This is a genomic window from Ferribacterium limneticum, assembly GCF_020510565.1.
Classification (GTDB): Bacteria; Pseudomonadota; Gammaproteobacteria; order Burkholderiales; family Rhodocyclaceae; genus Azonexus; species Azonexus limneticus_B.
The window spans coordinates 1,482,739-1,496,805 of the sequence record NZ_CP075189.1; the positions used below are offsets into that span (position 1 = coordinate 1,482,739).

The window sequence follows — 14,067 nt, forward strand, 5'->3', positions numbered from 1 at the left end:
TCGAACCTTTGCCGAATGCCATGAACAAAAATACCCGTTTCGGAATCATCGCCATCGCACTTGCTGGTATGGCTGGCCTGGGCTACTACGCCTACACCGCCAACCGCGCCCCGGCCGCCGGACCAGTCGCGCCGAACGGGGCTCCGGCCAAGCCGGCAGCAGGTGGAGCTCCGGCCAGCTTTCCGACGGCGGTGGAGGTGGCCCGGGTGGTGGCCAGCGATTTTGCTGATGATGTGGCCGCAGTCGGTACCCTGAAATCGAACGAATCCGTCGTGCTGCGCCCCGAAATAGCCGGGCGCGTGGCCTCCATTGGTTTCAAGGATGGCGCCATCGTGGCCAAGGGAACGGTGCTGGTTGTCTTCGATGCAGCGATCCAGGACGCCGAATTGCTGCAGGCCCGGGCCAATCTGGCATTGGCCAAAAGCAGCTATGAGCGCAACGTTGAACTGGTCGGCAAGAAATTCCTGAGCCAGCAGGCACTCGACAGCTCGTCAGCAACGCTCAAGGTGCAGGAGGCCGCCGTTCAGCTGGCCGAGGCCAAGGCCGCCAGGATGCGCATCAAGGCGCCATTCACCGGCATGGTCGGCCTGCGCAATGTCAGCGTCGGCGATTACCTCAAGGACGGTCAGGATCTCATCAACATCGAGGATGTCGCCACCTTGCGCGTCGATTTCAAGCTGCCGGAAAACTATCTCGGCCGCATCAGCAAGGGTCAGAGCGTCGAGGTGGTGAGCGATGCTCTGCCCAGCGAGCGCTTCAAGGCCGTGCTCGACGCCATTGACCCGCTGGTCGATCAGAACGGCCGCTCGATTTCAGCCCGCGCCCGGCTCGACAACGCCAAGGGCAAGCTGCGGCCCGGCATGTTCGTTCGCGTTCGTCTACTCTTCGGCGAGCGCAAGGCCGTGCTCATGGTGCCCGAACAGGCCATCGTGCCGGGCGGTCACCCGGCGGTGTTCAAGGTGGTCGACGGCAAGGTCAGCCTGGTCAAGGTCAAGCTTGGGGTGCGGCGGACGGCGCAGGTTGAAGTCGTGGAAGGATTGGCGGCTGGCGATCTGGTCGTGACGGCCGGCCAGTTGAAGCTGCGCGAAGGTGCTGCGGTGCGTCCGGTTGGTGAAGGCACGCCAGCTGCGGCGCCGCAGGCGGCGGTAGGCGGGACGGCGGCCGGCAAATGAAAGTTTCCGAGATCTGCATCAAGCGGCCGGTCTTCGCGACCGTGCTGTCGCTGGTCATCATGCTGCTCGGCATCGTTTCCTACGACCGGCTGCCGGTGCGCGAGTACCCAAAGATCGATGAACCGGTGGTCACGGTCAACACGAACTATCGCGGCGCCTCGGCCGAGATCATCGAGTCGCAGGTAACCAAACCGCTGGAGGATTCGCTGGCCGGGATCGAAGGTGTGGAAGTGATCACTTCCATTTCGCGGGCCGAAAGCAGCCAGATTTCGGTGCGCTTCAAGCTCGAACGAGCGCCCGATTCGGCGGCTTCCGATGTCCGCGACCGGGTTTCCCGCGTCCGTAACAAACTGCCGGATGAGGTCGACGAGCCGGTCATCGCCAAGGTCGAGGCCGATGCCAATCCGGTGATCTGGATCGCTTTTTCATCCGACAAACATTCGGCGCTGGAAGTGACCGACGTCGCCACGCGCATCGTCAAGCCGCGCCTGCAGACCTTGCCCGGCGCGGCCGATGTGCGCGTTTTCGGCGACCGCAAGTTCGCCATGCGCATCTGGCTCGACAAGCAGCGGCTGGCGGCTTACCAGCTGACGCCGGCCGATGTCGAGGATGCCTTGCGCAAGCAGAATGTCGAGGTGCCGGCCGGCCGTATCGAAAGCCGCGAACGCGAGTTTTCCGTGGTGGCCAATACCGACCTCAAGACGACCGAGGAATTCGGGGCGGTCATCGTCAAGACGGTGAACGGCTATCCGATCCGTATCAACGATCTTGGTCGGGTCGAGATCGGGGCCGCATCGGAGCGTAGCTCCGTGCGTTTCAAAGGGCGCTCGGCTGTGGCCCTCGGCGTCATCAAGCAGGCGACGGCTAACCCGCTCGAACTGTCGAAAGCGCTGCGTGCCGAGTTGCCGAAAATCACCAGCGAACTGCCGGAAGGCATGAGCGCCAATCTGTCCTACGATTCGTCAGTGTTCATCGACCGCTCGATCGAGTCGGTGTTCAAGACCATCGGCGAGGCCATCCTGCTCGTGCTCGCCATCATCTTCTTCTTCCTGCGCAATGTTCGGGCGACGCTGATTCCGCTGGTCACCATCCCGGTGTCGCTGATCGGTGCCTTCGGCATCATGTTTGCGCTTGGTTTCACGATCAATACGCTGACCCTGCTCGCGCTGGTCCTGGCTATCGGCCTCGTCGTCGATGACGCCATCGTCATGCTGGAGAACATCTTCCGTCACATCGAGGAGGGCATGCCGCGCATGCAGGCGGCGCTGCAGGGTTCGAAGGAAATCGGCTTCGCGGTGGTCGCCATGACGCTGACGCTGGCCGCGGTCTATGCCCCGGTGGCGTTCATGACCGGGCGCACCGGCAAACTGTTCATCGAATTCGCCCTTACCCTGGCCGGCGCCGTACTGGTCTCCGGTTTCGTCGCGCTGACCCTGTCGCCGATGATGTGCTCGGTCCTGCTCAAGCACGAGGAAAAGCACGGCAAGGTCTTCCTGATGGTTGAAGGCTTCCTGAACTGGCTCAACGCCGGCTACAAGCGAGTGCTGACCGCTTCGCTCAACCGCCGCTGGATCGTGCTCGTCGGTTTCGTCCTCGTCGCTGCCTCCTGCGGCGTTCTGCTCAAGGCGCTCAAGTCCGAACTGGCGCCGGTCGAGGATCGCGGCATCATTTTCGGCATGTTCCTCGGGCCCGAAGGCGCGACGCTCGATTACACCGAGAAATATGCGCGCCAGATCGAGGCCATTTACAGCCAGACCAAGGATGCCGAACGTTATTTCGTCGTGGCCGGCAACCCGACGGTGAGCCAGGGGATTTCCATTCTCGGCCTGACCGACTGGAACGATCGCAGCCGTCGTTCGCCGGAAATCGCCAAGGAGCTGTTCCCCAAATTCGGCAGCATTCCCGGTGTCATGGCCTTCCCGATCACGCCGCCGTCGCTCGGCCAGAGCCCGCGTGAGCGGCCGGTCAATTTCGTCGTCGTCACCGCCGCGCCCTACGAGGAACTGCAGAAAGTGACCGGCGAGATCCTGGCCGAAGTGGCGAAGAACCCGTCGCTGACCAACGTCGATACCGACCTCAAGCTCAACAAACCCGAGCTGTCGGTCGACGTCAAGCGTGACAAGGCGGCCGACATGGGCGTGCCGGTCGAGACCATCGGGCGGACGCTGGAAACTTTCCTCGGAGGCCGGCAGGTCACGCGTTTCAAGCGCGATGGCGAGCAATACGACGTGATCGTCCAGGTTGCCGAAGTCGAGCGGCGCAATCCCGAGGACATCCGTGACATCTACGTGCGGGGCCGCGATGGCGCCATGATTTCGCTGGAAAATCTGGTCGATGTCAAAGAGACGATCAGCCCGCGCGAACTGAACCACTTCGGCCAGCGCCGCGCCGTGACGATTACCGCCAATCTGGCGCCGGGCTACACGCTAGGCGAGGCGCTGACTTTCATGGATGGCGTTGCCAACCAGGTGCTGAAACCGGGCTACGCCGCCGACTACAACGGCCAGTCGCGTGAATTCCGGCAATCGTCGTCGTCGCTGGCCTTCACCTTCGGCCTGGCGCTGGCTTTCATTTACCTGGTGCTGGCCGCCCAGTTCGAGAGCTTCCGCGACCCCTTCATCATCATGCTGACCGTGCCGCTGTCGATGGCCGGCGCGCTCCTCGCCCTCTGGCTGAGCGGCGGCACGCTCAACGTTTACAGCCAGATCGGCCTGGTTACGTTGGTCGGCCTGATCACCAAGCACGGCATCCTGATCGTCGAATTCGCCAACCAGTTGCAGGAAAAGGGCATGACGATCAAGGAGGCGGTCATCGAGTCATCCTTCCTGCGCCTGCGGCCGATTTTGATGACGACTGGCGCCATGGTGCTCGGCGCCGTGCCGCTGGCCTTCAGTACCGGGGCGGGCGCCGAGTCGCGGCAGCAGATCGGCTGGGTCATCGTCGGCGGCCTGCTGCTCGGCACCTTCTTCACGCTGTTCGTGGTGCCGACGGTGTATTCACTACTGGCAGCGCGCAAGGAGCAGATCGAAGCCTGACGGGCGGCCTCGCACGGCCGAGCGGATATTTCGTTTTTTGGCGTTTTTTCCGGTTGACCGTAGCAGTCCGCCGTTCAGGCCGCCAGGAAGCGCGCGGTGCGCTCGGCCACCTGCTCGGTCAGCATCGGGTTCAGGCAATCGAAATTCTCGGCTTCGAAGGAATTGGTCAGCCAGGTGATCTGGCGTTTGGCCAGTTGGCGTGTCGCGAAAATGCCGCGGTCGCGCAGTTCCTTGAGTGGCAGAGTGCCGTCCTGCGCCTCCCAAGTCTGCCGGTAGCCGACGCAGCGCATCGAGGGCAGATTGAGGCTCAGCGCGTATTTTTGGCGGAGCAGGCGCACTTCGTCGTCCAGTCCGGCCAGCAGCATTTCGTCGAAACGGCGGGCGATGCGCTCGTGCAGCACGGCGCGGTCGGAGGGCAGCAGGCCGATGGAGAGCAAATCGTAGGGTGGCTTCTGTTTTTCGCTTGCGGCCAGCAATTCTGACATCGGCCGGCCGGTCAGCCGGCAGATTTCCAGGGCGCGTTGCAGGCGCTGGCTGTCGGTCGTGTGGAGCCGGGCGGCGGTCGCCGGGTCGAGCTCGGCCAGCTTGGCGTGCATCGCCGGCCAGCCCTCGGCCGCTGCTTCGGCATCGATTTCAGCACGCAGCGCGGCGTCGGCCTGCGGCAGGTCGGCCAGGCCGTGCAGCAGGGCGCGGAAATACAACATCGTGCCGCCAACCAGCACAGGGACCTTGCCGGCCTTGGTGATCTCGTCCATCGCGGCCAGCGCATCGGCGCGAAAACGGGCGGCGGAGTAGCTTTCCTCCGGCGAGATGAGGTCGATCAGGCGGTGCGGGTAGCGGGCCAGCGTTTTGCGGTCCGGCTTGGCGGTGCCGACATCCATGTCGCGGAAAACCTGGGCCGAATCAACGCTGATCAGCTCGACCGGAAAGCGGTCGGCCAGCGCCATGGCAACCGCCGTCTTGCCCGACGCGGTCGGACCCATGATCAGGATGGCAGGCGGCAAGCGGGGTGAGTTCATGGCGGCGAATGCTAGCACGCCCGGTGCCGTTCCATCTCCGGGCAATAGCCAGGTCAGGATAGGCTGGAGGCAGCGAATTGAACCGGTCTCACAAAACACTGATTTTGCTGTTTCTGGTTATTTTTGCTAAAAATGGATGATGAGTGGACAGCGCTGTCGCAGTCCGGATAATCAGAACGGCTGCGCTACCTGCAGCGGCGAAGAAAAAACATGAGGAGCATGGAGACAACATGGCTACCGAATCTCCCTTTCGTACCACCCATTCCTGTGCCACTGATGCGCGGCAGGCGGCACGGGAATTTCATGCCGGGGTCGAGCAGCCCGACATGTCGATGGTCATTTTTTTCTGCTCCAGCGACTATGACCTCGATGCCCTGGCCGACGAACTGAACCAGCTGTTTGGCAGCGTACCCGTGATTGGTTGCACCACGGCCGGCGAAATCGGCTCTGCCGGCTACCGTGCCCAGAGCCTGTCCGGTGTCAGTTTCGCCGCAGCCGCCGGTACAGTCGCTGCCGGCTGCCTTCCCGACCTGAAGAATTTCGAAATCGCCCAGGGCCAGGTGTTTGTGCAAGGGCTCCTGCAGCAACTGGACAAGCACGTTTCGAAGGGGAACAGAGCCTTTGCGCTGCTCCTGATCGATGGTCTGTCGGTGCGCGAGGAGCCCGTCGTACGTGCCTTGCAGGCGGCCCTGGGGAGCATTCACCTGTGCGGAGGATCGGCCGGCGATGATCTTAAGTTCGCCAATACCAAGGTCTTCCAGGACGGCGCTTTCCGCGACAACAGCGCCGTTTTGCTACTGGTCAGCACGCCTCTTCCGATCCGTATTTTCAAGACTCAGCATTTCACCAGCGAAAACGAACGGCTGGTGGTTACCGAAGCCGATGCTACTCAGCGCATCGTCAAGGAAATCAATGGCCTGCCGGCCGCCGAGGAATATGCCCGGGTGCTTGGCGTGACGGTCGACAGTCTCACCCCGGAGCACTTTGCTGCCACCCCGGTGGTGGTCGTCCTCGACGGTACCGACTACGTCCGCTCAATCCAGAAAGCCAACCCGGATGGCACCCTGACCTTCTTTTGCGCCATCGAGGAAGGGCTGGTCTTGCGCGTGGCGCGCGGCGGCGACATCTACGCCAACCTGGAGCAGACTTTTGACAATCTCCGTGAGGAAATCGGGCAGCCAGCGCTGACGCTTGGCTGCGACTGCATCCTGCGCAATCTGGAAATTACCCAGAAGCAACTCAAGGGGAAAATTGGCGACCTGTTCCAGCGCAACAACACGGTCGGCTTCAGCACCTATGGCGAACAATTTGGCGGCGTCCACGTCAACCAGACCTTTACCGGCATTGCCATTGGCTCTGCTGCCGAGAGCAAGCATGACTGATCCGGTCGCCGCCAACGCCTCGCCGCAGGAAGCAGCGCTGCAGCGCGAAGTCGTTCGCCTCAACAAGATAGTGACCGCTCTGATGAACCGGGCGGAGCGCGACATGAGCGCCAAAGTCTCGGATTTCAGTGCATTCCAGTCGGGCGTGGCCCTGGAAAACCAGGTCCGTGAGCGGACCCAGCAACTGGAGGCGGCGCTGCGCGAGAACGAGCGGGTCAATCAGGCGCTGCAAAGCGAAAAGGAGGAGCAGCGCATCCTGATCCTCAAACTGGAAGAGGCTCACAACCAGTTGCACCAGTCGGAAAAACTCGCCTCGATCGGTCAGCTCGCGGCCGGCGTGGCCCACGAAATCAACAATCCGATCGGTTTCGTCAATTCCAATCTGGGTACGCTCAAAGGCTATGTCGACAAATTGATCAAGCTGATCGAGGATGTCTCGACCACAGTCGAACCGCTGCTCGCCAATGATTTGGTGGTCAAGAAAAACCTTGAGGAACTGAAGCGCAAGGCCGACCTCGATTTCCTGCGCGAAGACATCGGATGCCTGATTACTGAATCGATCGACGGCACCACCCGGGTTCGCCGGATCGTCCAGGATTTGCGTGATTTCTCGCGGACCGGTGAAGTTGATATGGAATGGGTTGATCTCCATGCCGGTCTGGAGAGTACCCTCAACGTCGTCTCCAACGAGATCAAGTACAAGGCCGACGTCGTGCGCGACTACGGTACGCTGCCCCTGGTCGAATGCCGGCCATCGCAGATCAATCAGGTCTTCATGAACCTTCTGGTCAACGCAGCCCAGGCCATTGATCAGAAGGGCAGGATCACGCTGAAGAGCGGCTGCGTCGACGACCAGGTATGGTTTTCTGTCAGCGATACTGGCAGCGGTATTCCGCCCGACATCGTGGCGCGCATTTTCGACCCCTTCTTCACCACCAAGCCGGTCGGCAAGGGCACCGGCCTAGGCCTTTCCGTCTCCTACGGCATTATCGAAAAACACGGCGGCAAGATCGATGTTGCCAGTCAGCCAGGGCAGGGAACAACCTTTACCGTCTGGCTCCCGGCTCGCCAACCTGAGGCAAGTCCGGCGGTGTGAATCCGGCTACGCTTCCGACGGCCGACAAGGATTCACGGTGTTTGCCGGGCGCCGCCTGGCGCCGGAGTGTCGGCCAGTGCAGTTTCCAGATAGGTGACGGCGGCCTGGTAGTCGCCCTGAATTGCTTCCCGCGTGCCGCGTGAAACCCGGCTGAGTGGCCGCCACTGCGCTTCAGGAACACCCGCCAGCGTCGCGTGCATGCCGATCAACTGGGTGGCGGGAATCGGCATGACGTCGCCCGGTGGCGATTCGAGCGCCGCACTCATCGTGCCAACATGGGCGGCGAGCAGGAAAAGATGGCGCAGGCGTGGTGAGCCGGCCAGCTCGATACGCCCGGCAACCCCGCTCGGGTCATCTTCGATGCGCTGGGTCAGACCGCTGAAATCGGCCGCGGTGCGCACCGGCAAACGGCTGACCGGGGCGACACCGAGCAGAGTGGCGGTTTCGTCGAGGCGGCGAATGTGTGCTTCGACCGGCCGTGCCAACTGCGCCATGATGTCGTCGGGCTGTTGCCCGTAGCCGCCCAGCCACTGGCTCAAGTAGCCGTATTCAAAACCGAGCAGAAAGACACGCCGGGGAAAGTGCGGGTCGAGTCCGAGCTCGCGTGTCCGTGATTTTTCGGCGATGGTGGCCGCTTCGTCGGCGTAGGTTCGGGCCGGGTCGTTGACCGTCCAGCCGATGTGGGCCAGTTCGGCCGCGCCCCACATCCAGAATGCCTGAATGCCAAGGTAGAGCAGGGTGATCGCTACGGTCGCCAGCAGGAAGCGCCAGGGCTCGCGCCAGCCGGCGGGGTGTCTGGTTGTGTCGGGGCGCTGGGTGGTCATGACAGTTTCCTGAATATGACATTGGGCGTAGGCTACTCCAATTCGGCCCGAGAGGAGCGAGCGATGCATGGCGGCGAACCGAGTGTGCATTTCATCAACAGCGTGCTGGTCACGGTGGTTGTCGCGCTGTTCGTCCTCTGGCGTTACCGGCTGGCCATCCTGGGCGGCATGCGGCGCGGCGATTCCGCATTTTTGCCTCTGCCGGCTGAGCGTGCGCCGGGCCGGGCCGTGCTGGCCGACGGCGACATCGCCGCCCGCGAGCAGGCGATGCGCCAACGCGTCGCCGCCGCCTGGTTGCTGACCACGGCCATTTGCAGCCTGCCGATGGCTGTGGCCTACATGGTCGCCGGCAAAATGAGCGCCTCGCCGACCTATGCGCTGGCGCTGACCTGCAGCTACATGATTGCCGCCTTGCCGATGATTGCCGTCTCGCTGGCCTGGCCGCCATGGCGCATGGTTATCGCCTTTGTCGTCATGATGCTGAGCTTCGCGGCGCTCTGCCTGCTCGCCGGCATCATCGAACGTAGCCTGCTCGGCCGGCCCCTGAGCTGGAAAATTCTCGGCCTCGTCCCGTTGTTCTTCGATATCGCCTGGAACCAGCTGTGGATGGCCGGGCTATTCTGGCTGCTGTCCTGGCCAACCCGGCTGCGCGGCGTCGTGCCGATCACCTTCGCCGCCGTGCTGGTCTTCGCCGCGGCGCCCTTTGCCGGCTCCCGCCTGACTGCCGTGCTCGCCGCCACCGAGGTCGGCACACCGTGGGTATATACGCTGGGGCTGAATGGCGTTTTCATGCTCATTGCCCTGCCGGTCGGCTGGCTGGCCTGGTTGCGGCTGGGCAAACTTGCCGCCGATTACGAAGCCAAGCGCTTTTCCGACGCCCAGTTGCTGGCCCGCACCTGGTGGCTCATGCTCGTCGTCACCATCGGTTTCGACATCCTGGCCGGTCGCGAGCGCCCGACCTTCGCGCTGCTGCTGGTCGTTGGCGAGATTGTCCTCTTTCCGCTGGTCAATCATTGGGTCATGCGCTGGCTGGGTGTGGCTAAATTGGCGGCAGCGAAACCGGCGCCAACGCTCCTCCTGCTCCGCGTGTTCGGCTACACCGCCCGCACCGAGCGCTTGTTCGACCGCGTCGCGTCGCGCTGGCGTCTGCTTGGCCCGGTCACCACGATCGCGGCGCCCGATGTCACCGCCCGCACCATCGATCCCGGCGACTATCTGCGCTGGTTGACCGGACGTATTGATGACCTCTTCGTCACCTCGCGCGCCAGTCTCGACGCCAAGCTGGCGAGGCTCGATCTGGCCCCCGATCCTGACGGGCGTTTCCGCATCAACGAATTCTGCTGCCGCGACTCGACCTGGCAGGCCACCGTCATCGAACTAATGTTGCGCGCCGACGTCGTGATCATGGACGTGCGCGGCATCAGCGCAGCGCGGCTGGGCTGCGAGTTTGAACTGCAGCAACTGGCCAAGCGCCTGCCGCCGCAAAGGCTGGTGCTGGTGGTCGATGAAACGACGGAACGCGAACATCTGAAAGCTGTTTTCGGCCCTACCCTTGAGCAGGTCAGGGTGATCGAAATTCACCGCCGCCGCGATGCTGACCGGGCTTTCGAGGCGCTTGTCGATGCGGCTGGCGGAGCCGGCTCGCCTCCGGATGCCTGGTCAGCCGGAAAAAAAGATGGCGCAAACCAAGCTGCGCCATGATCAGTTGTCCGTCGCTTGGCGGCGGACTTGGCTTCAGTTGATGGCGCGCTGGTTGCGCCGGGCGACGCCGCCGACGATGGCCAGGCCGGCCAGCAGCATGGCGTAGGTTTCCGGTTCCGGAACTGCCGGTACTGGCGTCCTGGCCAGCCAGGTATTGAACGCATTCAGGTGGTTGTAGGAGGCATTCATCAGGCTTCCATAGGACGCGTAAAGGGGCGAGTCCGTTGGGATAAGGGCCCTGGCTGCAGTCAGGTCGGCGATGTCGAGCAATTCGATATTCTTGCCGACGGTCAGCGCGGCAAAGCTCGAGGTGCTGCCTTGCGCCACCAGGTTCAGGTAGAGCGATTGCAGCGCCGGATTCTGGAACTGGCCGGCGGCGAGCGAGGTCAGGTCGCTGACATCAAGCCCGATGGCGTTGGCTTGACCAACCAGCGTAGCCACATGCATGTCTTCCGATCGGGGGATATTCTTGAACGGCATGATTGTCGGGTAGAGGAAGCCGAACGAGCGGTACACGTCACCGGCCAGCTTTTCTTCCTCGATCATGTAGCGCAGGCTGTCGATTGCCTCGGACGAATAGCTCTGGGCTTGCGCGACCGCGGTGCCGGTGATGTAGATGGCCAGTGCGGAAATGAAAATTCTGAACGCGTTCAATGTGTTACCCCCTGAAGAATTTATTATTGAATTGGCGCCTCAATACCCCCGCACAGCCTGTCTGACGGACTGGACGGGGTGCCAGGCCGGGCGATCATAAGGAAAATCTAATACATTCGGAATGTGTCAAATTGCCGCATGTCATGGCGCTCTCTTGGCGCTGTGGTGGCGGAAGCCGAAGGGAAAAATGGCTAATTGCCGTGTCGCCATTTGTCCGCCGATTTGATGAATATAATGTCTCTGTTAAATCGGTTTTTTCGGGCAACACTGGCCTGGCCGCCGATTTCTTCATCTCGGGGCTTGGCATCATGTTCGGTTTCATCAAACGCGTTTTCGGCATGGGTGGCGGAGAGACTGCACCCAGCAAAGGCGGCAGTTCGTCGCCCGATGTCCCGGTTAATTCGGCGCCAGCGGTAGCCGTCCGCAAGGCTCCGCCGGTGGTTCTGTTGCGAGACGAGATCATCGATGCCCGGACACGCATAGCCGGCTACCGTTTTTCAGCTCGCCGGCCGGATTCCGAACTGCTCGCCGACGCCTCGGCGACGCTGGAAATCCTCACCGCCAGCAACGTCGCGGCCTTTGCTGTTCGGCGTCTGGCGCTGATTCCCCTGACCCACGATGACTGGACGCGCCAGGACTACACGCCGCTGATCGGCCCGATGACGACCTTTCTGCTCGCTCTGCCCGATGGCGCCAGGGTATCCGACGACTGGAACGCGGTTGCCGCCGCCATTCATGGCGCCGGGGCGAGGATCGCACTGGCCGCCGGTGACATCGTGACGCATCGGCAAACGATCCTCGAACACGCCGATTATCTGCTCCTCGATTTTTCGGCGCTTTCCTTGTCCAGCCTCGAGGTTCTGCTGCGCACCCTGCGCCAGGAAAAGCCGGGCCTTGAACTCATCGCCGACAAGGTCAGGCGCTGGCCGGAGCATCGCTATTGCGTTTCGCATGGCATCGCCTATTGCCTCGGCACATTTACCACCGAGCCGGACGAGGAGCAGCAGGCCAAGGAAATCGGCCAGAGCCAGCTGGTCCTGATCGAAATGCTCAACCAGCTGCGCAAGGACGCCGAGCTGGCCGACATCGCCCAGATTGCCAAACGCGACCCGGGCGTCATCGTCAAGGTGATGGCCATGGCCAACTCGCCGATGGCCGGGTTGGCGCAGCCGGTGACCAGCATTGATCAGGCGATCATGGTGCTCGGCCGGGAACAGCTCTACCGCTGGCTGTCGATCGGGATGTTCCGCGCTGGCGCCGGCTCGCCGCGCGACGAGGTGCTGCTCGAACTGGCCCTGGCGCGCGGGCGTTTCCTCGAACTGCTCGGTCAGGAGAAGCACAGCAAGCTGGAGTGCGATGAGTTCTTCCTGCTCGGCCTGCTTTCGCTGCTCGACAGCCTGCTCGGCCTGCCGATGAGCGCGGTGGTCAGCAAGCTCAATCTGTTGCCGGCGCTGAGCGAAGCCTTGCTCGACAGCAGCGGCCCGTTGGCGCGCTACCTGATGCTGAGCATCGCCGTCGAAAAGGGCCGTGTCCAGAACGTCGCGCGTCTGGCCGAACAGCTGGGCTATGCGCTCGAAGCCATCGAGTCGGCTTCAGTCGAAGCGATTGGCTGGGCGGAGGAAGCGGTCAATCTGACCAAGTGAACCGGACGGCGAGGCTCAGCAGGCCCGCCCACTGGCTCGCGTAAAGCCGAAGCCGCCTTCGCCCGAGCCAGCCGGATTGATGCAGATGCGCATGGTCAGCGAGCGGGCCGCCCGGTCGAGATCGACCGGGAAGGGCGAGAAGGGAACCGAGCGTTCGACGACGGCCTTGACGAAGGCGATCTCGTCGGCCTGATCGCCGGCATTGACGACCCTGAAGGACTTCATCGAGCCGTCCGGATTGATCTTGAACTCGATGGAAGCAGGCCGCATGCCCTTGGCGCGCGGGTCGTTCTTGACGAAGCTGGCGCTGCGATTGAGGCGTTTGAGCAGGCCTTCGAGATACATTTCGAGGCTGAACGGGTCGGGCGGCGCGGCGTTGGGGCGCAGGTCGAGCAGGGCGCTGCCGGCTGATTCTTCCCGCGCCTGCTTCCACGCTTCCTCGCGGGCCATGGCTTTTGAACGCTGGGCCAGCGTCGGTTTGGGGGCGGATTTGGCGTTGTTGTCGAGCTCGTCGAGAAAGCGGTTCATGTCCGCCTTTTCGGCCGCCGTCCATTGCGGTGCGCTGGCGACCGAGGTTTTGCCCGGCTTGTTGGTGGTCAGCAGGCGCGGGCGTTCCGGCTTGATTTTCGCCGGCTTCTGGCGTGCCTCGGGAGCGCTCGCCGTTTCGGTCGACACCGGCTTGCGCAGGCGGGCTTCCATGCGCGGTGGACTTGAGGCTTCGTCCGGATCATGCCGGGGGATCATCAGGATCAGGGCGTGGATCAGGAGCGAGGCAGCAAACGCGAAAAGCGGTGCTCGCCGGGCAGGAGAGGGATGGGACACGAACATCGCCGGTATTTTAGGCGGCGCAGCCGATGGTTGGCTGTAACGATGTGTGGTTTTGTGCGCTTGCCTGAGCCGGGAAAGCTAGTTTCCGGGCTGTTGCCGGGCGACGATGTGTTGCATCTGACGACGATGGGCCAGGGTGTGCATGGCGGCCAGGGCATGCCAGCCGCGCAGGTCGAGCTGGCCGAACCACGGATGGGCGTGGCGCAGGGGGCTGCGCAAATCGCCGAGGCGGTCGATCAGCCGGGCGTAATCGTCGACCGCCGCGCGCAGCTGGGCGTGCTGTTCGGCTCCGGCAGTGAGTTCGGGTTTGACCTCGGCGATGCGCAGCTCGCGGCCGAAGCTGTTGCCGTCGGCCAGGGCTTTGGCCAGTTGGCGGATGCCGGTGTCGACGATGACCAGATGCTGCAGCACCATGTTGGCCGACCAGCCACGGCTGCTGTCTTCCAGCCCGGTGACGCGCGGCACGATGACTGGCTGGCTGGCCAGCGCCGGAGGCAGGCTGGCGGCCAGGGCGAGGATGGTTTCGGTCTCCCGGCGCAGCCAGCGGGTCAGCGCATCCTTGCTTAAAAAAGTCCGCAAGGCTTGAAGCAATGTGCGGGAAATCCAGCGTTCGAGGGTCGGCAGGCCGGCGCCGGGCGGGGCGAGTTGGGTGGTAGTGGTCATGGCAGGAAGGCTGGTCTTTTCAATTTTGACCAAAATTTCCGGTTGACCGT

The 14,067-nt window shown here is 62.9% G+C and carries 11 protein-coding genes; 6 read left to right on the forward strand and 5 right to left on the reverse strand.

What is annotated here, in order from left to right; all coding sequences use genetic code 11:
• The first annotated feature begins 20 nt into the window (after positions 1-20).
• Together KI610_RS07135 and KI610_RS07140 are read left to right on the forward strand one after the other, a co-directional pair.
• Complete coding sequence (locus tag KI610_RS07135) at positions 21-1,172, forward strand: efflux RND transporter periplasmic adaptor subunit (RefSeq protein ID WP_226497965.1); 1,152 nt, start codon at positions 21-23, stop codon at positions 1,170-1,172.
• Positions 1,169-4,207, forward strand: coding sequence for an efflux RND transporter permease subunit (locus KI610_RS07140; RefSeq protein WP_226497966.1), 3,039 nt, complete (start codon positions 1,169-1,171; stop codon positions 4,205-4,207). Before KI610_RS07135 ends, KI610_RS07140 begins: the two co-directional genes overlap by 4 nt.
• 74 nt (positions 4,208-4,281) lie before the next feature.
• Here KI610_RS07140 and miaA read toward each other — a convergent pair whose 3' ends face one another.
• Complete coding sequence (gene miaA, locus KI610_RS07145; RefSeq protein ID WP_226497967.1) at positions 4,282-5,226, reverse strand: tRNA (adenosine(37)-N6)-dimethylallyltransferase MiaA; 945 nt, start codon at positions 5,224-5,226, stop codon at positions 4,282-4,284.
• A 230-nt stretch (positions 5,227-5,456) separates the two neighbouring features.
• Between miaA and nosP the strand changes: the two genes are divergently transcribed.
• Both nosP and KI610_RS07155 read left to right on the forward strand, forming a co-directional pair.
• Positions 5,457-6,608, forward strand: coding sequence for a nitric oxide-sensing protein NosP (nosP, locus tag KI610_RS07150; RefSeq protein WP_226497968.1), 1,152 nt, complete (start codon positions 5,457-5,459; stop codon positions 6,606-6,608).
• Positions 6,601-7,704, forward strand: coding sequence for an ATP-binding protein (locus tag KI610_RS07155; protein WP_226497969.1), 1,104 nt, complete (start codon positions 6,601-6,603; stop codon positions 7,702-7,704). Before nosP ends, KI610_RS07155 begins: the two co-directional genes overlap by 8 nt.
• Positions 7,705-7,736: 32 nt before the next feature.
• Here KI610_RS07155 and KI610_RS07160 read toward each other — a convergent pair whose 3' ends face one another.
• Positions 7,737-8,528, reverse strand: coding sequence for a hypothetical protein (locus KI610_RS07160; RefSeq protein WP_226497970.1), 792 nt, complete (start codon positions 8,526-8,528; stop codon positions 7,737-7,739).
• 63 nt (positions 8,529-8,591) lie between these two features.
• Here KI610_RS07160 and KI610_RS07165 point away from each other — a divergent pair, with 63 nt between their 5' ends.
• The gene (locus KI610_RS07165) at positions 8,592-10,229 is read left to right on the forward strand and encodes a hypothetical protein (RefSeq protein ID WP_226497971.1); all 1,638 of its coding nucleotides are present in this window, start codon (positions 8,592-8,594) and stop codon (positions 10,227-10,229) included.
• 33 nt (positions 10,230-10,262) lie between these two features.
• Here KI610_RS07165 and KI610_RS07170 read toward each other — a convergent pair whose 3' ends face one another.
• Positions 10,263-10,883, reverse strand: coding sequence for a ferritin-like domain-containing protein (locus tag KI610_RS07170; protein ID WP_226497972.1), 621 nt, complete (start codon positions 10,881-10,883; stop codon positions 10,263-10,265).
• A gap of 308 nt (positions 10,884-11,191) precedes the next feature.
• Here KI610_RS07170 and KI610_RS07175 point away from each other — a divergent pair, with 308 nt between their 5' ends.
• A complete protein-coding gene (locus KI610_RS07175; RefSeq protein WP_226497973.1) occupies positions 11,192-12,526 on the forward strand; it encodes an EAL and HDOD domain-containing protein in 1,335 nt (444 codons plus the stop codon).
• A 15-nt stretch (positions 12,527-12,541) separates the two neighbouring features.
• Here KI610_RS07175 and KI610_RS07180 read toward each other — a convergent pair whose 3' ends face one another.
• Positions 12,542-13,354, reverse strand: coding sequence for a hypothetical protein (locus KI610_RS07180; RefSeq protein ID WP_404827481.1), 813 nt, complete (start codon positions 13,352-13,354; stop codon positions 12,542-12,544).
• Positions 13,355-13,432: 78 nt separating this feature from the next.
• The gene (locus tag KI610_RS07185) at positions 13,433-14,017 is read right to left on the reverse strand and encodes a DinB family protein (protein WP_226497975.1); all 585 of its coding nucleotides are present in this window, start codon (positions 14,015-14,017) and stop codon (positions 13,433-13,435) included.
• Positions 14,018-14,067: the final 50 nt, after the last annotated feature.